This is a genomic window from Renibacterium salmoninarum ATCC 33209, assembly GCF_000018885.1.
Lineage (GTDB): Bacteria > Actinomycetota > Actinomycetes > Actinomycetales > Micrococcaceae > Renibacterium > Renibacterium salmoninarum.
The window spans coordinates 676,835-696,494 of the sequence record NC_010168.1 but is presented as its reverse complement, the minus strand read 5'-3'; the positions used below and the strand labels follow the sequence as shown (position 1 = coordinate 696,494).

At 56.5% G+C, this 19,660-nt stretch carries 15 protein-coding genes and 2 rRNA genes; 2 read left to right on the top strand and 15 right to left on the bottom strand.

All coding sequences use genetic code 11. The annotated features are described in order from the left end of the window. Positions 1-194 precede the first annotated feature (194 nt). A complete protein-coding gene (locus RSAL33209_RS03520; RefSeq protein ID WP_012244262.1) occupies positions 195-1,526 on the bottom strand; it encodes a DUF5129 domain-containing protein in 1,332 nt (443 codons plus the stop codon). A gap of 105 nt (positions 1,527-1,631) precedes the next feature. Here RSAL33209_RS03520 and RSAL33209_RS03515 point away from each other — a divergent pair, with 105 nt between their 5' ends. After that, positions 1,632-2,720: a zinc-binding dehydrogenase gene (locus tag RSAL33209_RS03515; protein ID WP_012244261.1), complete on the top strand. Its 1,089-nt coding sequence runs from the start codon at positions 1,632-1,634 to the stop codon at positions 2,718-2,720. On the opposite strand, the gene RSAL33209_RS03510 is transcribed toward RSAL33209_RS03515, so the two are convergent. The 5 genes from RSAL33209_RS03510 to RSAL33209_RS03490 all read right to left on the bottom strand — a co-directional run bounded on the left by RSAL33209_RS03510 (position 2,701) and on the right by RSAL33209_RS03490 (position 7,970). Beyond that, the gene (locus tag RSAL33209_RS03510; protein ID WP_012244260.1) at positions 2,701-3,186 is read right to left on the bottom strand and encodes an 8-oxo-dGTP diphosphatase; all 486 of its coding nucleotides are present in this window, start codon (positions 3,184-3,186) and stop codon (positions 2,701-2,703) included. The two genes, RSAL33209_RS03515 and RSAL33209_RS03510, sit on opposite strands and share 20 nt — an antisense overlap. Before the next feature lie 9 nt (positions 3,187-3,195). Beyond that, positions 3,196-4,482 (bottom strand): peptidoglycan bridge formation glycyltransferase FemA/FemB family protein, encoded by a 1,287-nt coding sequence (locus RSAL33209_RS03505; RefSeq protein WP_012244259.1) that lies wholly within the window; start codon positions 4,480-4,482, stop codon positions 3,196-3,198. Positions 4,483-4,628: 146 nt separating this feature from the next. Next, positions 4,629-5,594: a site-specific tyrosine recombinase XerD gene (xerD, locus tag RSAL33209_RS03500; RefSeq protein ID WP_041684385.1), complete on the bottom strand. Its 966-nt coding sequence runs from the start codon at positions 5,592-5,594 to the stop codon at positions 4,629-4,631. Further along, positions 5,591-6,232 carry an NUDIX domain-containing protein gene (locus RSAL33209_RS03495; RefSeq protein WP_012244257.1) on the bottom strand — a complete coding sequence of 214 codons (642 nt, stop codon included), beginning with the start codon at positions 6,230-6,232 and terminating at the stop codon, positions 5,591-5,593. Before RSAL33209_RS03495 ends, xerD begins: the two co-directional genes overlap by 4 nt. A 1-nt stretch (position 6,233) precedes the next feature. Beyond that, the gene (locus RSAL33209_RS03490; protein WP_041685117.1) at positions 6,234-7,970 is read right to left on the bottom strand and encodes a CTP synthase; all 1,737 of its coding nucleotides are present in this window, start codon (positions 7,968-7,970) and stop codon (positions 6,234-6,236) included. Between the two features lie 274 nt (positions 7,971-8,244). Between RSAL33209_RS03490 and RSAL33209_RS03485 the strand changes: the two genes are divergently transcribed. Continuing rightward, positions 8,245-8,883 (top strand): lytic polysaccharide monooxygenase, encoded by a 639-nt coding sequence (locus RSAL33209_RS03485; RefSeq protein WP_080503748.1) that lies wholly within the window; start codon positions 8,245-8,247, stop codon positions 8,881-8,883. A 45-nt stretch (positions 8,884-8,928) separates the two neighbouring features. On the opposite strand, the gene recN is transcribed toward RSAL33209_RS03485, so the two are convergent. The 9 genes from recN to RSAL33209_RS03440 all read right to left on the bottom strand — a co-directional run bounded on the left by recN (position 8,929) and on the right by RSAL33209_RS03440 (position 19,546). Beyond that, the gene (gene recN, locus RSAL33209_RS03480; protein ID WP_012244254.1) at positions 8,929-10,638 is read right to left on the bottom strand and encodes a DNA repair protein RecN; all 1,710 of its coding nucleotides are present in this window, start codon (positions 10,636-10,638) and stop codon (positions 8,929-8,931) included. Positions 10,639-10,659: 21 nt separating this feature from the next. Beyond that, complete coding sequence (locus RSAL33209_RS03475) at positions 10,660-11,679, bottom strand: NAD kinase (RefSeq protein ID WP_012244253.1); 1,020 nt, start codon at positions 11,677-11,679, stop codon at positions 10,660-10,662. A gap of 6 nt (positions 11,680-11,685) precedes the next feature. Continuing rightward, positions 11,686-12,531 (bottom strand): TlyA family RNA methyltransferase, encoded by an 846-nt coding sequence (locus RSAL33209_RS03470; RefSeq protein ID WP_012244252.1) that lies wholly within the window; start codon positions 12,529-12,531, stop codon positions 11,686-11,688. 1 nt (position 12,532) lies between these two features. Next, the gene (locus tag RSAL33209_RS03465; RefSeq protein WP_012244251.1) at positions 12,533-12,775 is read right to left on the bottom strand and encodes a hypothetical protein; all 243 of its coding nucleotides are present in this window, start codon (positions 12,773-12,775) and stop codon (positions 12,533-12,535) included. Positions 12,776-12,779: 4 nt separating this feature from the next. Continuing rightward, the gene (locus RSAL33209_RS03460) at positions 12,780-13,775 is read right to left on the bottom strand and encodes an HAD-IIA family hydrolase (RefSeq protein WP_041685116.1); all 996 of its coding nucleotides are present in this window, start codon (positions 13,773-13,775) and stop codon (positions 12,780-12,782) included. 29 nt (positions 13,776-13,804) lie between these two features. Further along, on the bottom strand, positions 13,805-15,400 hold the full coding sequence (locus RSAL33209_RS18505; protein WP_012244249.1) for a hypothetical protein: 1,596 nt from the start codon (positions 15,398-15,400) through the stop codon (positions 13,805-13,807). 93 nt (positions 15,401-15,493) lie between these two features. Continuing rightward, entirely contained in the window at positions 15,494-15,970 is a 477-nt protein-coding gene (locus tag RSAL33209_RS03450) for an SRPBCC family protein (protein WP_049758802.1), read from the bottom strand. 103 nt (positions 15,971-16,073) lie between these two features. Beyond that, positions 16,074-16,190, bottom strand: a 5S ribosomal RNA gene (gene rrf, locus RSAL33209_RS03445). A 222-nt stretch (positions 16,191-16,412) separates the two neighbouring features. After that, positions 16,413-19,546 (bottom strand): 23S ribosomal RNA (locus tag RSAL33209_RS03440). Between the last annotated feature and the right edge of the window lie 114 nt (positions 19,547-19,660).

The window sequence follows — 19,660 nt, the reverse complement described above, 5'->3', positions numbered from 1 at the left end:
AAGCCATTCCGATCACGACCATCAAGCGTTTCACAATCCGCATTCGCGCTTCCTTATCTACTTCCAACTGCGACTAAAAACTTATGAAACGCCCAGGACCAGAAAAGCCCGCACCGTTAGTCCCCTATCCAGTACGTCATGCTCCCAACCATCATTTGTTGAGAACTGCGCTCTGCCCCGAGTTGAAACCCGTGCTATAAGGCCAGGATTGAAAAGTACGGCAGATTTGGGTAGCTCACATCAATGATGCTCCCCGAACGACGGCGAGCCACCGCAGCATTTCGCCGGCTAACTTCAATCTTCCCGCGCATGAGCTCAGCGTCCTTGAGCGATTTAGTGTTTAGCCGCACCACAGCCTCGACATGATTGTCTAACAGTGCCGCCATGGTCTCACGTCCCAGTTTGAGCCGATCTAATGCTTGATCTGGACTCAACGATAGATCCGCCAAACCGTCGCCCCACTGAACCAGTTTCAACCGAAACTCTGAAGCCTGCGTACTCAGAGCCACCGCAGTCGCGGAACTACCGGCTGTCCTGCTTTCCGCCAGCATTTTGGAAACACCGTCTAGTTCACGGCCCAACATTTCTGATTGCTGCTGCCAAGCTTGCCGCCAGTTAGCTGAAAGATTGAGCAGAGCATTTGCATCAGCAATAGCGGCGTCCAAACCATCTAGCTCAAAAATCGCTCGCTCATACTCCCGGGCCATTCGCACATTGACCGCTTTGGATCGCTGCTTCGCGGTGAGCAGTTCAAGACGGCTTTTCGACTCAGTAGCATTACGAAACTGACTCTTGAAGGAGCGCCATTGCGCCAGGATCTTCAGCCCGTAACTAGAAGCTTCCGGAATAGCGCTCGCATTGAGTTCAGTTGCCGCTACGTCCAGGCTGACCGAGGTATAGGACTTATCGCCGTTGGCCATCGCAAAGGCAAAGTTGCGGCGATTCCGATTCCGCACGCCGGCAGCTACGCCCAAGCCAACAGCGGCCAGCACTACCACAATCCCTGCTCCCCAATACAGACGCGGCGCCCGATACCAGGGCCTCGCGATAAAGGAAGCAGCAGACTTAACACCTTGAATTGTGCCGTCGGTCCATTGGGCGTCTCGTAGCAGTTTTTTAGTCGAAGCTTGAATATGTTTTTGCTGATCAGCGGAAATCTTCACATCGTCGCCAAAAAAGGTGCCCACCTGGCGACCGCCCGGATCCAAAGTGAAAATAAACAGCCCGCTTGCCCATTTTTGACCGTCTGCGCTCAACCATTCTGGATGTTTTTGGCGCGCGAAACTCAGTGTTTCCTCGGTCAAGTCATCCGCGGCAGCACCTTGCCGAGTGTAAATCGCCACTTTAGCGGACGTATAAAAGCCGATCGAAGAAAGACCGTGGTCTAATTGCGCACGGTTAAGCACACCGGCGGTATCTTCCACGACAACCGAGGAATTCGGAACAGCCAAAGCCCCTGGAGCCGCCATCATTGCGAAAGCAAAAACCAGTCCAAGGACCACGGCCATCCGCTTCATCATTCGCATTCAATGTCCCTATTCGGCGTTCAGCCAGTCCCCAGACTACGGCATTTATTCCCAGTGATCGGGCACGTTTGCCAGGAGTTAAGCTCAGCAAGATAGGTTTTTGGCATGGAAAATCTGGCGCAGGTAGCGCTCTGGCTCGGAGCGGGAAAAGGCTTTGAGCTCCGCAAAATTCCGTTCCCAGACCTCATGCCGGGCCAGGTTCTCATCGCCATCGAGGCGGCATGTATTTGCGGTTCCGATTTACACACTGTGAACGGTCACCGAAGCGCGCCAGCACCGAGTGTCCTCGGCCACGAATACTGCGGCCGCGTTCAAGCTCTAGGGCCAGGACAGCCGCCGCGAACGACGTCGGGCGAAAAGTTGCGTTTGGGCGACCGCGTGACCTGGTCGGTCACCGACTCCTGCGGCCAATGCCTGCGCTGCCTCCGGAGCTTGCCACAAAAGTACCTGAATCTAGCCAAGTATGGTCATGCCGATTGGTGCGATTGGCCTTTATCCGGCGGGTTTGCCAGCCATATTCAGTTGCGTTCGGGCACAGCGATCGTGTTGGTTCCTGATGAGGTTTCCGCAACAGTCGCCGCGACTGCCAGTTGCGCGGGTGGCACCGTGATGGCGGAAATTGACGGCGCAATGCCAGATGACCCGGGCAGCAGCGCTGCGCTTGTTATTGGTGCCGGAATGCTTGGGCTTTACGCCACGGCAGTGCTGGCTTCCAGAGGTTTCAACGTGACGGTCTGGGAGCCGCGAGCGCAACGCCGTCAGCAAGCGCTACGTTTCGGCGCCCAGCAGGCCTTAGCGGGCAGCACAGGCAGCACAGGCAGCACCCAATTCGACCTGGCCCTAGAACTGTCTGGATATCGGTCAACCATTCCGGCGGCCATTGCGGCGCTCGAGGTTGGCGGTACTTTGGTCTTGGTTGGCACGGTAGCCCCCGGGGCAGAGATTGCACTGGACCCCGAGTTCATGGTTCGAAACTTGCTAACCATCCGCAGCGTACATCATTATCGCCCGCAGCACCTGCAGGAAGCTGTTGAGTTCCTCAGCACTACCGATAAGCCCTTTGCTGAGTTGATCTCAGCCCCGTGGCCACTTGCCGAAATCGCGGCAGCTTTTGAATCGGCCGAACGTGGTGATTTGCCCAGAGTTGCTGTAACCAGCAGAAATTCGACGTTGCCTAGCCCGGAGTCGAGGTGACTCGTTCAACAGCTTGATTGTCTGCGGCCAGCTGAACCGCGAAGTGTTGCACAGGTCCGCTCAGTAGGCCTGGTAGCCAATGCCCTGCGTCTTCCCACATTTGCGCCGCTGGTAAAGCGTCGACGGCGTACCACTGCGGAGCAATTTCCTCAGACTCCCTCGCCTCACCGGTCCAGTCAAGCGCGATAAAAACCTCCGCGTCCATATCCCAGTCAGCATGCGCCGGAAATCGGAAAGCAACTGAGCCTCGATACGCTAGGTCCGCCGGTAAAACATCAATTGAGGTCTCTTCCGCGATTTCGCGAACAGCCGCTTCAATGGCGCTCTCCCCCGGCTCAACATGGCCGCCAATGCCCACGATTTTTCCGGTGCCAAAACCGGTCTTTTTGAGACCAAGCAAAACTTCTTGGGCACCAGATTCTTGTGTTCGGAGCAAGAAAAGCAGCGTCACCGGAGCAGGCGTCATCTTGAGTTCCTAGCCACGGCGCAAGATTTTACGCGAAAAGCTTTTTGCCCCACCGGCCAGTTCACGAAGCTTCTCTACCCAAGGCGTGGAGACCAAGCTGAAGTAACCAATACGTTCTTCGCTCACGCCGCCGAATCCCCGTTTGAACAAGTACACACCGTGTTGCTCTGGGTTGCCGCTGAACTCACCATTGGTGCCGTAGAAGTTGTACCGTGTGATGCCCGCTTGCATTGCCTGCTGCATGGCGAACCAATGCAAGCTAAACGGTGCTCGGAAACTCGCGTAATCGTCATAAGATCCGCCCGCGAGGAAGACCATCTCATTAGCATGGCTAATAAAAAGGCCAACAGCGAGGATCGGGTTGGCGCCATTGGCTTTCAGCTCATCAAGCTGTTTTAGCTTCACATCGCCGGAAGCCACTGCTTCTTGAGCGGCACGCAGCCGATTCTGCGCTTTGACATTTTCTGGATTCTTCGCGAGCGCGTCCTCAGCCTTGCGGACTTCAGTCTGCTGTTTATCCAAGCTCTGCTGCAAGAACTCCCCATAGACCTGGGTATTGAGCCTGGCGGCGCAAAACTTCAATTCGTCCGGGCTCAAGAATTCGGCGAGCGAGTGATGGTAAGACTTATCGCGATACTCGAATCCCCGGCGCTCCGCGGTGTGCTTAAGCACATCGTGGAACTCGTCCAGTTGCTCCCTGCCCAGTACTGAGACTTCGACGCCGGACTTGATCGAGGTCTGCAAGGAACGTTGGGCACGGGAGTCAAAGCTCGCGGTCAGCTCATCCGCATTAGTGATGCCACTGAGGTCTTTACTAAAGAACCAACGGAACAGGTGCGGATCCCGATCTACCTCGGCATTGTCTTGATGGCTAAACCAGTTGGCTTCGAATTGCTCAACATATTTCCAACCCGAGTAGCCGTCGTCAATAAGTTCCGCGTCAAGGTCGCGGTGTGTCAGCAGGACCGTGGGATTGAGCGTGGTGCGTAGTGCACGGTGTTCGTGCAAATAGCCTTTCAGCCCGGTCAAAAAGGCCGCAAGCACCTCGGCATCGTCATAATCCAGCACTGGGCCCTGTGCGCAATCAAAATCTGAGTAGCCCAGGAAGACTTTGCGTGAGCTAAGTAGTGCAGCGGCAACCACTGCGCCGTCGTCGTTTTTTAGTCCGACCAGGTGCATTTGCCAGCCGGTGCTTTGCCGCCGTTTGCCCATCACTACGGACTGCAAGAAGTTGCCTTGGCGGTGATTCGCTTCGAAAGCTTCGAATTCATGCTCGGTCAATTGAACGAAATTCACGGATTCATAATCTTTCCGCCGCGGAGAACGACTGTTCTGACATCAAAGTACTACGGCTTAATTCTACGACATCCGAGCGGGCCTGGACTCAGGCTGCAGGATGAATTGACTGGAACTTATGCATCATTTTGGATCCACTGACCGTCCTAGCCCAGCGCCCGCGGGTGCGCAGAGGCATAGACCTCGCGCAAAGTATCAGCGGTAACCAAGGTGTAAACCTGAGTCGTCGTCACCGACGCGTGACCCAACAGTTCTTGGACTACTCGGACATCGGCACCACCCTCAAGCAGATGGGTGGCAAAGGAATGCCGCAACGTGTGCGGCGAAACCACTTTGCTGATCTCGGCTTTTTCCGCAGCCGTTTTGAGAATTGCCCAAGCGCTTTGTCTGCTCAACCGACCGCCGCGCACGTTGAGGAAAAGTGCTGGCGTCGCCTTACCGGTTGCAGATAGCAATGGTCGGCCGCGCACTAGGTATGCCTCGATGGCGCGCGCGCCATAGGAGCCTAACGGGACAATTCGTTCTTTAGAGCCTTTGCCAAAGAGCCGAACGACGGCAGGACCAGATTGATCGTTGCCAACACTGTTAGCGCCCACGACGTCGTCAACGTCCAGCCCGATCGCTTCAGAGATCCGCGCTCCAGTCGAGTAGAGAAACTCTAGGAGCGCTCGATCACGTAGCCCGGTTGCAGTGTCGCTCCCGCTAGCTTCCAAGATTTTGGTTACCTCTGCGACGCTGATTGCTTTTGGCAGCCGTCGGCCAGCCATCGGTGGGTGCACCTCGCTGGCAGGGTCAGCCGTCGTGGTGGCTTCAAGCGCCCAGAACTTGTGCATTCCGCGCAGCGCAACGATGCATCGTGCTGCGGAACGGACGCCCAAAGCGGTAGCTCCGTCTGAACCGGTGCTCAATGCTTGGGCGAAATCGGTGACGTTCTTCCGGCTAATTTGTTCCGGCGTCCGCACGCCTTGGCTGGCCAAAAAGTTCGTATATCTAGTCAAATCACGGCGATACGCGGCAAGAGTATTGGCTGCCAAGCCCCGCTCGACCGCCAGATGCTGCAGATATTCGCGCAGTGCCCGCGTCAACGCGGACGGAATGGGCGTTTCTGTCACAGTGCTGGATGTTGCGAGGGGTGTTCTGGCCACGGCGCATTTCCTGGCCGCAGACCGGCTAGCCCATCGGGCGAGTAAATAGCGGCTGTAGCAGCCAAGACGCCAATAACGGCGGTGGAATTATGCATTCTGCCAGCTAGTGCCGCCTGCTTTGCCTCAGCTAGCGGCACCCAGCGAAACTGGATTTCGGCCTCTTCTTCAGTCCGAGTGTGTCGCTCGGTATCAGCAACAGCGGAAATGCCTTGGGCCAGATAAATTCGCACCGCTTCTGAAGACGATCCAGCGGAATTGAAAACATCAACCAAAACTCGCCAATCAGAAGCCTCAAGATCGGCCTCTTCGGCAAGTTCTCGAGCAGCAGCTGCTTGGAAATCTTCACCCTGAATATCTAGTAGGCCAGCAGGAATTTCCCATAATGACGAGCGCACCGGGTGCCGGTATTGATGGATCAAGAGCACTCGACCAGCCTCATCGAGCACCACCACCGCAACCGCCCCCGGATGCTCAATGTAGTCCCTGGTAAACGGAGTCGCCCAGGGGCTCAATTCGATGCTATCGCTCACCACATCCCAGATTTTGCCGTGATATGACGTTTTACGTGCCGAAACGCGGCGAAAATCTGGGCTGTCCTGGATCATCTCAGACTTCCAGCAATCGTGATTCGCTCTGCCTGGCCAGTGCGGCCTGCACTAGACCAGCGAACATTGCGTTGGGTCGGGTTGGCCGTGAGGCGAGCTCGGGGTGCGCCTGAGTGGCCACGTAATACGGGTGTACCTCGCGGGGCAATTCAACATACTCAACAAGCTTGCCGTCCGGCGACGTTCCGGAGAACACCAGTCCAGCTTCGCTGAGTTGATCGCGATACTTGTTGTTGACTTCGTAGCGGTGCCGGTGCCGTTCGCTTGCGCTCAACGCGCCGTAGGTCTCAGCAACAACCGAGCCTTCAAGCAGTTTCGCTTCGTAGAGTCCCAGACGCATCGTGCCGCCCAAATCACCCTTACCGTCGACGATGTCTAGTTGCTCTTCCATCGTTGCGATGACGTGGTGTGGCGCATCCGGTTCGAATTCTGAGGAGGAAGCACCCTCTAGCCCCAGTACATTTCGCGAGTATTCGATCACCATGCACTGCAGACCCAGGCACAGTCCCAAGGTGGGAATTTGATTCTCCCGTGCAAACTTGAGTGCGCCGAGCTTTCCTTCTAGGCCACGAATGCCAAAGCCACCTGGCACACAGATCGCGTCCACGCCGTCGAGCGCTTTTGCGGATCCTTCTGCCGTGGCACACAGGTCCGAAGGCACCCAGCGGATGTTGACCTTGGCACTGTTAGCGAAGCCACCGGCCCGCAACGCTTCGGTGACTGAGAGGTAGGCGTCCGGTAGATCAATGTATTTGCCCACCAAAGCGACTTCAACTTCATGCGCAGGATTATGCACTGCGACGAGCAGTTTGTCCCAGGTGCTCCAGTCAACATCGGTAAATGGCAAGTTGAGGGCACGAACAATAAAGGCATCCAGACCCTGGCTGTGCAGGGTTTTCGGAATGTCGTAGATGCTGGGCGCATCGGCCGCGTTGACCACCGCGTCCGTGTCGACGTCGCACATCCGACCGATTTTGGCGCGCATTGCGTCCGGAACCTGACGATCGGAACGAACCACGATCGCATCTGGCTGAATGCCGATCGAGCGCAACGCGGCAACCGAGTGCTGCGTGGGCTTGGTCTTAAGTTCCTGCGAAGGGCCAATATAGGGCACTAGTGAGACGTGCAGGAAGAAAACATTGGAGCGACCAATGTCTTGACGGACTTGCCGCGCAGCTTCCAGGAACGGCTGCGATTCAATGTCACCCACGGTGCCACCGATTTCGGTGATGATGATGTCTGGCGCCGATTTACCTGCCTGGTGATCTGGCTCGGCGGGCAGCCGCATCCGGCGCTTGATCTCGTCGGTGATGTGCGGGATGACCTGAACGGTATCTCCCAGGTATTCACCACGGCGTTCTTTGGCGATCACGGTCGAGTAGATCTGACCGGTGGTCACATTCGCTGAGCCTTCAAGGCTTTCATCGAGGAACCGCTCGTAATGCCCGATGTCCAGATCAGTCTCTGCGCCGTCCTCGGTAACAAAGACTTCGCCATGCTGGAAAGGATTCATCGTGCCGGGATCGACATTCAGATAAGGATCGAGCTTCTGCATGGTCACGGATAGACCACGAGCTCGAAGGAGATGCCCAAGGCTAGATGCGGTCAAACCTTTACCAAGAGAGGAAGCCACACCGCCAGTGACAAAAATATGGCGGGTTATAGCCGCCGAAGAGCCGTTGGAGGGACTTGAGAACCGGGAATATGATCGCTGCACCACGGAATTTAAGAATAGCATGTAACTGCCGATCAGCGCGCAGGCAGCGTTCGACACGAGGCGTAAATCAGCATCGAGTTGGCTAGTTAGCGGGAAACTACTTACGTAATTTCCCGCCTAGCCAGCCTCTCAGCGGGCTCATAGACTTCTAGCGCAGCCACTCGAAGTTCATGGGGACGCGCCGGTCGCGAAGCTGGCATCTGGGCGCATTGAACACATCTTTTTGAGACAGCTCTGAACCTTCTGAAATCCCAGGACATCCAGATCGTCATTTAGGAGAAGTGCAGTGAAAAATATGTTCAAAGTGTTTGCTGGCGCAATTGTCACGGTGGCGCTTATGCTCGGCGGTGTAGCTGCAGCAAACGCACACGGCTACATTTCCGGCCCGCATAGCCGCTCAGAAGCGTGCAAACTTGGTCTCAATAAAGACTGCGGTGCCATCCAATACGAACCACAAAGTTTAGAAGCTCCCAAAGGCTTCCCGGCGAAGGGTTCGGCCGACGGCAAACTCGCCTCAGCTGGTGGACAGTTCGGCGGTATCCTTGACCAGCAATCGTCGACTCGTTGGTATAAGAACGACCTTGCGACCGGCGCACAAAAGTTCACCTGGACGTACACCGCGCCGCACGCAACCAGTCAGTGGCGTTACTACATCACAAAGCAAGGCTGGAATCAGAATGCTCCGCTCACCAGATCCGAGTTAGAACTGATTGCTACCGTAAAGCATGATGGCAGCCCTGCCTCTAATAACCTCACCCATACCGTGAACATCCCCGCCAATCGTTCTGGCTACCACGTGGTCTACGCGGTTTGGGATGTCGCCGACACGGAGAACGCGTTTTACAACGCCGTCGACGTCAACATCAAAGCAAGTTCGGCTAAAACGGCAACCTCCGGTGCCGAGCGAGCGGTCAAAGCCGGCGGACGAATCTGAGCTCACAAGCCAAGTTCTTCGTTGCTAATCTGAACAGTGCGTGGCTTAGGCCACGCGCTGTTCAGCTGCCTCGTCAAGCAATTCCTGCGCATGTGCCTGAGCGCTGATTGAGTCTTCCTGTCCAGCCAGCATTCGAGCCAGCTCCCGCACTCTTTCCGAACCGTCTAACGCCTGCACATCGGAGGAAGTAAATCCACCTTCGGCCGATTTAAGCACCCGGACGTGATTGTCTGCATAAACTGCAACCTGCGGCAAGTGGGTGACCACCAGCACTTGGACGTGCCGGGCCAGCTCGGCAAGACGTCGGCCGATTTCTACCGCAGCCTTGCCACCAACACCGGTGTCAACCTCGTCGAAAACAAAAGTCGGTACTGGGTCTACCGCGGCCAACACAACTTCCAAGCCCAACATCACTCGGGAGAGCTCGCCACCTGAAGCACCTTTTCCGATCGGACGAGCCGGCGCCCCCGAATGCGGTTGGAGTAAAAATGCGATCTCATCGGCGCCATGTGGACCGCGAGCTGCCTCGGTCACTTCGATCAGCAACCTAGCATCTGCCATGGCTAGCGCCTTGAGTTCGGTACTCACCCGCTGGGCCAATTCGGCGGCCGCGCTGCGTCGAGCAGTGCTCAACTGTGTTGCCAAAGAGTTCAACTTGTCGTCAGCGGCATCGACTTCGCTCTGCAACGCCTCGATCTTGACTGAATCATCCTGTAACTCGTCAAGGCGCACCCGCGCGGCGTCCGCCCAAACCAATACTTCATCGATGGTGGGCGCAAACTTTCTGGTCAACCCAGCTAGCTGACCGCGACGATCTTCAATAGCGGCCAGCCGCCCAGCACTCTCGCCATCAAGTGCGGAAATATAACTAGCCAGCTCCCCCGCAATGTCCGCAAGAAGATAACCGGCTTCAGCCAGCCGCTCGCCGTGCACGCGTAAAACATCATCGTGTTCAGCAACTTGTTCCAAAGCCCGTTTAGCGCCATCGACCAAAGTGTTGGCATCGGCTACTTCGGCAAATTCTTCAGCAATCAACGCTTCATGCGCGGCGCTCGCGGCCAACCGCAAACTCTCCACATTGGACAGTTTGACTGATTCGGCCTTCAGTTCTTCATCTTCAGCGGCCTGTGGATCCAGCTCGTCAATCTCAGCGAGCGCTAGAGTCAACTCTTCAGCTTCGCGAGCGCGTTCGCGACCAGCGTGCCGCAAGCTTTCAAGCTCAGTTTGCGCGGTTCGCCAGCGTTCGTACTGCGACCGGTATTCCGCCAAGTCAGTACCAAAGCCAGCACCGGCAAACGAATCAAGCGCTTCGCGTTGCGCTACGGCACTCTTGAGCCGAATTTGATCTGATTGACCATGCACAACTACCAGTTCCGCACCGATTTCGGCCAAAACGCCCACCGGCGTACTGCGACCGCCGACGAACGCTTTGCTACGTCCGTCCGAGCCAACCGAACGGGCCAGCAGCAACTCCGCTGCGCCATCGAAATTTTCAATTTCAGCGCCGGCCTCTTCGGCACGAGTTAACGCCTCGTGCCCGGAGGGCAATTGCACGGTTGCCTCTGCTGAAGCTGCTTTGGCCCCCAACCGCACGGCTCCGGCGTCGGAGCGAGCCCCCAGCAAAAGCCCGACGGCGGTCACCACCATGGTCTTACCAGCACCAGTTTCACCGGTTACCACGGTGAACCCTGGTCCTAACGGCAACGTCGCCTCAGCGATCACGCCCATGTCTCGGATTCGGATTTCCTCAATCACGATTTGCCCTCATCACGGCGGTCAATCCTGCCTTCCCGGTTGTTTCAAAGGGAGTCCTCGCGAAGCGGTGCGGCGTTTTGAACGAACGACAGGAATCGGTTCGGTGCCAGCGGACTCTGCGCCCGGCACGGGTCCACGCCAGCCCTGGACTGGGAGTTCAAACTTGCGCACCAACCGAGCTGAGAACGGCGCTTGGTGGGTTCTTGCTAATCGGACGGGGATGTCTGATCGAGTCACCTCAATCCTTGAGCCCGGCGGTAATGGCCAGGACCGACGCCCGTCGCACCACATGATGCCGTGCGCCTCGGTTCGGTCCAGCACCTCGACGGCAAGTCGCGAGGTAGGAGAGACCACTAGGGGCCGGGAAAAGAGCGCATGCGCACTGATGGGCACCATGAGCATCGCCTCGACTTCGGGCCAAACGACCGGGCCGCCAGCAGAAAAAGCGTATGCCGTGGAGCCGGTAGGCGTTGCCATCACTACCCCATCGCAGCCAAAGGCACTCAACGGGCGGCCGTCCACTTCAGTGACGACCTCTAGCATCCGTTCGCGATCGCTCTTTTCTACCGATACCTCGTTCAATGCCCATGTGTGCGCCGCTTTAGCGCCAGCAACCCAGAGCGTAACGTCAATAGTCATTCGCTCTTCAACGGTGTATTCGCGCTGCACTACCCATTCAACAGTTTGAGCTAAATCCGCTCGCTCACTTTCGGCCAAGAACCCCACATGTCCCAGGTTCACGCCCAGCAGTGGCACCGCCAGGCTCCGGACCAACTCCGCAGCGCGCAAGATAGTGCCGTCACCCCCCAGCACCATAACTAGTTCCAGTTGAAACAGCGATACTTCGCCTTCGAGTTCGCCCAATCGTTTTGCTGGCACGTTGAGCGGGCCAAAATGGGCGGTCATATCAGCCAAATCTTCCACCGCCATGACCGCTTGCACGTCAGCAGCGCGGAGCTGTTCGCAAACCTGCAGGGCAGCAACCATTGAGTCTTCCCGCCCCGTATGGGCAAGAATCAGCACATGTCGGTCTGCCCTCATATGCGCTCACCCACTTTCTTCTGCCCCGATCGGACGGTTCGACGGCCACAATTGCTCCAACAAGCTTGCCACGGCTTCAACGAGCCGCACGTCTTCGAGCTTAGACTGACTCGGCAGCGCATCTCTGCTCAACCACAAGAAGTACTCGATGTTGCCGTCCTGCCCGGCTAACGGACTTGTAGCTAGGCCACGCAGTTCTAAGCCGGCTTTTAGCGCTGAAGTAGCTACCGACGCAACGGCTCGACGACGTTCGTGATCGCTACTGACTACTCCGGTCTTCGCCAAACGTTCGCGCCCAACTTCAAACTGCGGTTTGACCATAAGCAGTAAATCGCCACCGGCAAGAGTGGCCTGCGCTAACGGACCGACCACAAGGGTTAGCGAGATGAACGATAAATCGGCCACCGTCAAAGCGGCAGGGCCGCCGATATCTGCAGCATCAAGGTCCCGGACGTTGAGCCCTTCAAACACGCGAACCCTAGGATCGTCGCGAATCTCGCTCACGAGCTGGTCATGCCCGACGTCGACGGCAACTACCTCGGTTGCCCCCGACTCCAAAAGAACCTGAGTAAAGCCACCGGTCGAGGCACCGGCGTCAAGGCAGCGCTTCCCGTTCGGATCGATCTGGGGAAATTCAGCCAAAGCTCCACGTAGCTTGTGCGCAGCGCGCGAGACGTACCGATTAGCACCGCCTTCTTGAACCGATAGGGTTTGCTCCGCCGAGATGGGCTGGGATGCTTTGCGCGCCACAACAGAATCGATGGATACTGCACCCTCTGAGATTAGTTGTGCCGCTTGTGTCCTAGACCGGACCAATCCTCGGGCCAGAAGTTCCTGGTCAAGTCGCGCCATGTCAGCTATGGGATTCCGCTTCTTCGGGGCCAGACTCCAGTTCGGTCAGCAAACCATCGTGCAACTGTTCAAATTGCTGCGGATGATCGGCCGTGGCAGTCTCCGGCAAGGTATCCAATAGACCAAGTACCCTATCGACGCCGGCATCACCGGTCGCCGTGACTGATTCGGGCCAACTGGCTGGCTCAGATTCGAGCAGCGAGCCCTGTTCGGCAGGAACTGCCGGTCCGGGAAATTCTGACATAGCCTCAGTCTAGCTTCGTCAACCAGCGAATCTCTGGTGTTTTGGCGCTTTCGAGGTTTGGCCAGGCCTGCCACCAGGCCGCACAGCCTGCGCGCCAAGAATTTAGGTCCTGCCGGTCGCCACGGATCTCCAGCACATCATTGGCAACCGTTGCTGAACCCTCGCCACAATGCCAGCTCTTGCCCTCCAACGTTGGCAGCAGGTACGGCTGGTGCAGCCCGAACAAATTTTCCAGCAAATAATTTGGACGCTCTGACGTTCGTGCGGCCAATGCCGATTGGGCGGTATCAATTCCGGTGAGCACTAGCGCGGTGCTCATCTGCGCGTTATTTCCACCCAGAATATCCGTGTCCAAACGATCGCCGATGACCAACGGACGCCGTGCTTTGAGCGCTTTAGCTGCCAGCAAGAACATTGTGGCTTCGGGCTTCCCTGCGACTAATGGCGCCACGTTAACGGCCTGGGCCACAGCAGCCACCAGTGATCCGTTTCCCGGCGCAATTCCACGGGCAACTGGAATGGTCAGGTCAGTGTTGGTCGCTACCCAAAGCGCGCCCGCATTGATCGCAAACGCTGCCTCTGCGAGGTCTTTCCAGCCAAGCTCAGGACTGAAGCCCTGGATAACTGCATCTGGCTGATCCGCTGCGCCATCAACAAGCAGGAAGCCTTTGGCTGCTACTTCATCAGCCAACGCCGCGCTACCAATCACTAAAACCTTCGATCCCACAGCCAACCGATCTGCTAGCAGACCGGCACCCGCGCGAGCGGAGCCAAAGACTTGTTGCGCGGTGGCTGGTGCACCGAGTTCACGGAGGTGCTCAGCTACGGCATCCGGTGTCCGTGAGGCGTTATTGGTGATGTAGCCAAGGCCGATGCCAAGCTTTTCAACGGCTTCAAGCGCTTCCACCGCACCCGGAATCGCTTGCGCACCGGCGTAAACCACGCCGTCCAAGTCGCTGAGAACTGCATCGAACTCGCCTAAAAGCGACGAGGTGTTCATACCGCCTGAGATCGGGGTGTCGTCAGTTTTCACTCGACCGCTGGCTTCGCCTCAGTGTCTGATTCTTCGTCTTCGTCATCAATCAAGTCAATGATTTCAGGCTCATCGTCCTCATTCGTACCCAAGGCTTCGTCTGCGAGCCGCGCTTGAGCACGCCAGGAATTCGCTTCCTCGGCGCGATTCATTGCTTCCAGAGCATCGGCATAAGCACGGAATAACCTTGGCGAGTATGAAAAGGCGCGATTTTTATCTAACTGCGTGATTTCCAACGCAGCCAATGCGGCTTCTTTTTGGTCCAGGTCCGCCCGAGCTCCAGACACGACGATCGCCATTTCGACTTGGCCAGCGCTATCGAGCTCGGAGACCTCTTCACTTCGCGCAAGGTCTAGTGCGCGGTCTGCTCGTCCCAGCCCACGTTCGCTGTCTGCCATTAACGGCAAGTGCACATTTGAGCCAGAAATACGCCGGTACGTGCGGAACTCACGCAACGCCTCAGCATAATGTCCCGCGGCATACGCCGTCAGTCCGACTGCTTCACGCACTGCGGCCAAGCGACCGCCACGCCGGCTAGCGGCCAGCGCGTGTTGGAAGGAAAGCTCCGGATCGTCATCGATCAAGCGGCCAGCCATCACTAAGTGTTTAGCTACCCACTCACCATTTTTAGATTCAAGGGTACGCAGCTGGGCCCGGGTGACTCGATCCAGCTCAGCGCCCGTGACTCCTTCATCAATCTCCGGCGAACGCTCCCGGTCAGGACGATTAGCGCTGCGCAGATCGCGTGGGTTGTGTATCCGGGCCGGAGCATCCGCACTACGCTCAGGACGTTCCGAGCGCGGTGCCCGCTCAGCGCGTGCCGAACTGTCATAACGGGGCGAATCACGACGATCGAGATCTGGACGGGGCGAATCACGACGATCTCCGCGGGGTGCACCAGCTCGGTCGGTTCGCGGCGCACCGCTCCGATCAGAACGGGGCGCGCCAGTGCGGCGATCATCGCCATCTGGACGACGATAGCTATTAGCGTCCCGGTTGAAGGAACGCTCTCCGCCCGGTCGTTGACCCGGAGTTCGCGGCTGCCAGGAATCGCTACGCTCACTACGTTGGCCTGGACGCTCGCCACGCGGCGCCGAGCTGCGTCGCTCATCCGAACGGCGGTCTTCGCCACGCCGGCCATCTGATCGTCGATCATCGTTGCTTTGTCGACCGTAACCATTCGAGTCACGGTTAAAAGGCCGGCGCTCTTGGCGTTCTTGGCCAGCTCCACGTCCACTATCGGCATCCCGCGGCTTCCAGGAACTGCCGCGTTCGCCATCTCTGCCGCCTTCATTCCGGCGAGGGCTCGCCGAGCGATCATCGCGCCGGGGGAAACGATCCCCTTCGCGATTCGGCCTGCCTGAATTTGCACCGTCTGGACGGCCGCGGCGCTCATCAGAAGAGCTATTGAAGCTTCCGCGTTCTTTCCAAGGACCACGACTTTGACCGTCACGATCTTGGCCGGTTTTCGCTGGCCGTCCACCACCTTGACGCGGTGCCTTACCTTGGGAGTCGCGGGGGCCTCGAGAACTATTGAAAGACGGCCGTTCGCCGCGGCGCGCTCCTCGGTCGTTTCCGTTGTGCTCAGTCATGATTACTCCTCAGTCCCGCGAATCCGGTCGATTCGACCGGCTCTCCCCTATTGATGTATCTACGTCTCTAATATCTATTCTAAGCGACAGCCGCTAAACACCCATGAATCGGCTGAAACTGGCTAAAATGTGAGGCCAGTCCTGATACTTTTCAAACTGTTCTTTGCCACTAGCACCAGGTTGCCAACCATTTTGGCGCAAGCTGAGACGGCAGCCTGTTTCCAGAGCCTCGAAATCAACGCTAACGTTCGTCGAAGACCCAGTAGCAGCACCAAGAAACCAAGCCAATTTTAGCTGCGAAGGCTGCGAGTCAAGCACCGTCGCCCAAAGAAACTGCCGACCGTCAAGGGCCTCTTCAACGAGCTGACCGTCATCAAACTCCACGTGACTCTCGGCACCAAACACGCTGTACTCAGCCAGTGGCCACCAGAGATGAATCAAATCGGTAAAAGCTTCAGAGACTTGCGATGGTGGCAAGGGGATATCCGCCTGCGCGGCCCGATCTCTAAGGACCGTCGAATCGCCATCAATGGCGTGGTTCTCGGTTGTGTGTGAGAAAAGTCTTTCCATAAGATCAGCCTCATGCTTTGTTGGGTTGGTCACTGAAGTCACAAAAAGCTTGTTAAATTAATAAAGGTCCCACGTCGTTGTGGGACCTTTATTCTTACTGGTTGTCCGGCGGTGTCCTACTCTCCCACACCCTCGCGAGTGCAGTACCATGGGCGCTGTGGGTCTTAGCTTCCGGGTTCGAGATGGGTCCGGGCGTTTCCCCCACGCTATGGCCGCCGTAACTCTTTTTTACCGGTCCGCACCCTGTTGTGGGGTGTGGTGGTGTGAAGTGTTTGGTGTTGCGTGTATGTAGTTATGTGGTTTCCGTGTCAACGAACCGTTGCTACCCTTTTTAGGTGTGGGTTTGTTGGTTGGGAACCGTAGAGTGGACGCGTGCATGCAGGTTTTTACACTTACCTTTGGTGATAAACCCCTTTTGAAGGGTGGGTTTATCGGTGAGGTGTGGTTGTAAGTTGTTGGCCTATTAGTACCGGTCAGCTTCACAAGTCGTTAGTCCTTGCTTCCACGTCCGGCCTATCAACCCAGTGGTCTGGCTGGGGGCCTCTCACACATAAAGTGTATGGAAATCTCATCTTGAAGTGGGCTTCCCGCTTAGATGCTTTCAGCGGTTATCCCTTCCGAACGTAGCTAATCAGCGATGCACTTGGCAGTACAACTGACACACCAGAGGTTCGTCCGTCCCGGTCCTCTCGTACTAAGGACAGCTCTTCTCAAATTTCCTGCGCGCGCAGCGGATAGGGACCGAACTGTCTCACGACGTTCTAAACCCAGCTCGCGTACCGCTTTAATGGGCGAACAGCCCAACCCTTGGGACCTACTCCAGCCCCAGGATGCGACGAGCCGACATCGAGGTGCCAAACCATGCCGTCGATATGGACTCTTGGGCAAGATCAGCCTGTTATCCCCGAGGTACCTTTTATCCGTTGAGCGACGGCCATTCCACAATGTACCGCCGGATCACTAGTCCCGACTTTCGTCCCTGCTCGAGCTGTCGCTCTCACAGTCAAGCTCCCTTGTGCACTTACACTCGACACCTGATTGCCAACCAGGCTGAGGGAACCTTTGGGCGCCTCCGTTACTCTTTAGGAGGCAACCGCCCCAGTTAAACTACCCATCAGGCACTGTCCCTGACCCGGATTACGGGCCGAAGTTAGGAGTCCCAAGTGGCCAGAGTGGTATTTCAACGATGACTCCACCCGAACTGGCGTCCGGGCTTCAAAGTCTCCCACCTATCCTACACAAACCACTTAGAACACCAATACCAAACTATAGTAAAGGTCTCGGGGTCTTTCCGTCCTGCTGCGCGTAACGAGCATCTTTACTCGTAGTGCAATTTCGCCGAGTTTATGGTTGAGACAGCGGGGAAGTCGTTACTCCATTCGTGCAGGTCGGAACTTACCCGACAAGGAATTTCGCTACCTTAGGATGGTTATAGTTACCACCGCCGTTTACTGGGGCTTAAATTCTCAGCTTCGCTCCGAAGAGCTAACCGGTCCTCTTAACCTTCCAGCACCGGGCAGGAGTCAGTCCGTATACATCGTCTTGCGACTTCGCACGGACCTGTGTTTTTAGTAAACAGTCGCTTCCCCCTGGTCTCTGCGGCCCTTGCCCGCTCTACACAGCAAGTGTGTGTCACGGTCGGGGCCCCCCTTCTCCCGAAGTTACGGGGGCATTTTGCCGAGTTCCTTAACCATAATTCTCTCGATCGCCTTAGTATTCTCTACCTGATCACCTGTGTCGGTTTGGGGTACGGGCGGCTGGAACCTCGCGTCGATGCTTTTCTTGGCAGCATAGGATCACTGAATTCCCCCGTAAGGGGGTCCCATCACGTCTCAGCCTTAATGTTCCCCGGATTTGCCTAGGGAACGGCCTACCTGCTTAGACCGGGACAACCATCGCCCGGCTCAGCTACCTTCCTGCGTCACACCTGTTAATACGCTTACCTCCCAGGATAAGGTCCCGCGATCCACAAAAAACCTCACACCACAAGGGTGATCGATCATGCTTCTGGCGGTTAGTATCACCTGCTCAGTATGGGCGGTTCTTCGCCGGTACGGGAATATCAACCCGTTGTCCATCGACTACGCCTGTCGGCCTCGCCTTAGGTCCCGACTTACCCAGGGCAGATTAGCTTGACCCTGGAACCCTTGATCATTCGGCGGACGGGTTTCTCACCCGTCTTTCGCTACTCATGCCTGCATTCTCACTCGTGTAGGCTCCACCGCTGGTTTACACCGCGACTTCACTGCCCACACGACGCTCCCCTACCACTCCATACGGCTGAACCACGAAGGCTTACCAATAATATGAAATCCACAACTTCGGCGGTGTACTTGAGCCCCGCTACATTGTCGGCGCGGAATCACTTGACCAGTGAGCTATTACGCACTCTTTCAAGGGTGGCTGCTTCTAAGCCAACCTCCTGGTTGTCTAAGCAATCCCACATCCTTTCCCACTTAGCACACGCTTAGGGACCTTAGTTGGTGGTCTGGGCTGTTTCCCTCTCGACTATGAAGCTTATCCCCCACAGTCTCACTGCTGCGCTCTCACTTACCGGCATTCGGAGTTTGGCTGACGTCAGTAACCTTGTAGGGCCCATCGGCCATCCAGTAGCTCTACCTCCAGTAAGAAACACGCAACGCTGCACCTAAATGCATTTCGGGGAGAACCAGCTATCACGGAGTTTGATTGGCCTTTCACCCCTACCCACAGCTCATCCCCTCCATTTTCAACTGAAGTGGGTTCGGTCCTCCACGACGTCTTACCGTCGCTTCAACCTGGCCATGGGTAGATCACTCCGCTTCGGGTCTAGACCCAGCGACTCATTCGCCCTATTCAGACTCGCTTTCGCTACGGCTGCCCCTCACGGGTTAACCTCGCCACTGAGCACTAACTCGCAGGCTCATTCTTCAAAAGGCACGCCGTCACAGTTACTCGTGATAAATCACATGACTGCTCCGACGGATTGTAAGCACACGGTTTCAGGTACTATTTCACTCCCCTCCCGGGGTACTTTTCACCTTTCCCTCACGGTACTTGTCCGCTATCGGTCATTAGGGAGTATTTAGGCTTATCAGGTGGTCCTGACAGATTCGCACGGGATTTCTCGGGCCCCGTGCTACTTGGGATACGTCCCAGGCGGTGTAAACATTTCAGTTACGGGGCTTACACCCTCTCTGGCCGGCCTTTCAAGACCGTTCACCTATGTTCACACTCTCACCTCACCAGTCCGGTAGAACTGGAACAGTACGTCCCACAACCCCGACCATGCAACCCCTACCGGGTATCACACATGAACGGTTTAGCCTGTTCCGCGTTCGCTCGCCACTACTTACGGAATCACTATTGTTTTCTCTTCCTGTGGGTACTGAGATGTTTCACTTCCCCACGTTCCCTCCACACACCCTATGTGTTCAGATGTGGGTCACTACCCATAACAGGCAGCGGGGTTTCCCCATTCGGACATCCTCGGATCAGTGTTCGGTTATCAACTCCCCGAGGCTTATCGCAGATTCCTACGTCCTTCTTCGGCTCCTAATGCCAAGGCATTCACCGTGTGCCCTTAAAAACTTGAACCACAAAAACCAGAGCTAAAACTCTCACCACACCAAAAGATGTGATGAAAAAATTGCTCTTAAACAAATTGCTTTGTTCTTAAGATGCTCGCGTCCACTATACAGTTCTCAAACA

What these genes read in the sequence shown, in the direction of transcription:
- RSAL33209_RS03490 (WP_041685117.1), bottom strand. Translation starts at nt 7,970, where the DNA reads ATGCTATTCTTAAATTCCGTGGTGCAGCGATCATATTCCCGGTTCTCA.
- RSAL33209_RS03495 (WP_012244257.1), bottom strand. Translation starts at nt 6,232, where the DNA reads ATGATCCAGGACAGCCCAGATTTTCGCCGCGTTTCGGCACGTAAAACG.
- RSAL33209_RS03520 (WP_012244262.1), bottom strand. Translation starts at nt 1,526, where the DNA reads ATGCGAATGATGAAGCGGATGGCCGTGGTCCTTGGACTGGTTTTTGCT.
- RSAL33209_RS03460 (WP_041685116.1), bottom strand. Translation starts at nt 13,775, where the DNA reads ATGAACACCTCGTCGCTTTTAGGCGAGTTCGATGCAGTTCTCAGCGAC.
- RSAL33209_RS03465 (WP_012244251.1), bottom strand. Translation starts at nt 12,775, where the DNA reads ATGTCAGAATTTCCCGGACCGGCAGTTCCTGCCGAACAGGGCTCGCTG.
- RSAL33209_RS03515 (WP_012244261.1), top strand. Translation starts at nt 1,632, where the DNA reads ATGGAAAATCTGGCGCAGGTAGCGCTCTGGCTCGGAGCGGGAAAAGGC.
- RSAL33209_RS03450 (WP_049758802.1), bottom strand. Translation starts at nt 15,970, where the DNA reads ATGGAAAGACTTTTCTCACACACAACCGAGAACCACGCCATTGATGGC.
- RSAL33209_RS03470 (WP_012244252.1), bottom strand. Translation starts at nt 12,531, where the DNA reads ATGGCGCGACTTGACCAGGAACTTCTGGCCCGAGGATTGGTCCGGTCT.
- RSAL33209_RS18505 (WP_012244249.1), bottom strand. Translation starts at nt 15,400, where the DNA reads ATGACTGAGCACAACGGAAACGACCGAGGAGCGCGCCGCGGCGAACGG.
- RSAL33209_RS03475 (WP_012244253.1), bottom strand. Translation starts at nt 11,679, where the DNA reads ATGAGGGCAGACCGACATGTGCTGATTCTTGCCCATACGGGGCGGGAA.
- RSAL33209_RS03485 (WP_080503748.1), top strand. Translation starts at nt 8,245, where the DNA reads ATGTTCAAAGTGTTTGCTGGCGCAATTGTCACGGTGGCGCTTATGCTC.
- RSAL33209_RS03510 (WP_012244260.1), bottom strand. Translation starts at nt 3,186, where the DNA reads ATGACGCCTGCTCCGGTGACGCTGCTTTTCTTGCTCCGAACACAAGAA.